The following is a 681-nucleotide window of genomic DNA, read 5'->3' as shown; positions in this document are numbered from 1 at the left end:
ATAACATCATATCAAATCAAACTGTATTTAGTAAATGCCTTTCTTTCTTACCATTTGAAAAATTTAAGGGTTCGTCCTTAGACAACGGAGTAAAAAAACTGACCACCGCTAATTTAATGAGGATTTGTGTCGCTATGCAACTAGGAAATTGGAAATCCTACGAGGAAACAGAAGAACGTATTCGTGCCATGGATGGTACAGAAGAACTGTTTGGCCTCACTAGTATAAGTGCATCTCAACTAAGTCGTCGAGTCAATGCCTTACCTTCGGTCCTGCCACGGCAGTTATTTCTTGATGCTGTTACCCAGTTGAATAAATTGACGAGTAACAGAAAAGGGATCCCTTCTTTGGGCCGTCTGCATCTCGTAGATTCCTCTTCTCTGCTTCTTGGACCTACACTAGGAAAATGGACGTATTTTACAAAGCATAGTAATTGCGTGAAGCTACATACTCGGATTGTGATAACCGATCCCGGCACAGCTTATCCCGACATGGTCATTCCTTCTACAGGTAATGTGGATGATCGTGAAGTCATGCTTAATCTCGTGGTAGACCCTCATGCGACCCATGTGATGGACCGTGGCTATGTGGATTACAAAAAAATGGACCATTGGGTGGAAAACCGGATTCCATTCGCCATGCGTATCCAAGCTGGGCATAAGGCGAACATGATAAAATCCT

At 42.9% G+C, this 681-nt stretch carries 1 protein-coding gene; it reads left to right on the top strand.

The features are described 5' to 3' along the window. Positions 1-134: 134 nt before the first annotated feature. Positions 135-681 (top strand): transposase (locus ACFFHF_RS11785; protein ID WP_377058216.1); only part of this gene is annotated, 547 nt, incomplete at its 3' end.

The sequence above is a fragment of the Robertmurraya beringensis genome (genome assembly GCF_042433785.1).
Lineage (GTDB): Bacteria > Bacillota > Bacilli > Bacillales > Cytobacillaceae > Robertmurraya_A > Robertmurraya_A beringensis.
The sequence above is the reverse complement of the archived record's forward strand: the minus strand, read 5'-3'. Positions and strand labels throughout refer to the sequence as shown.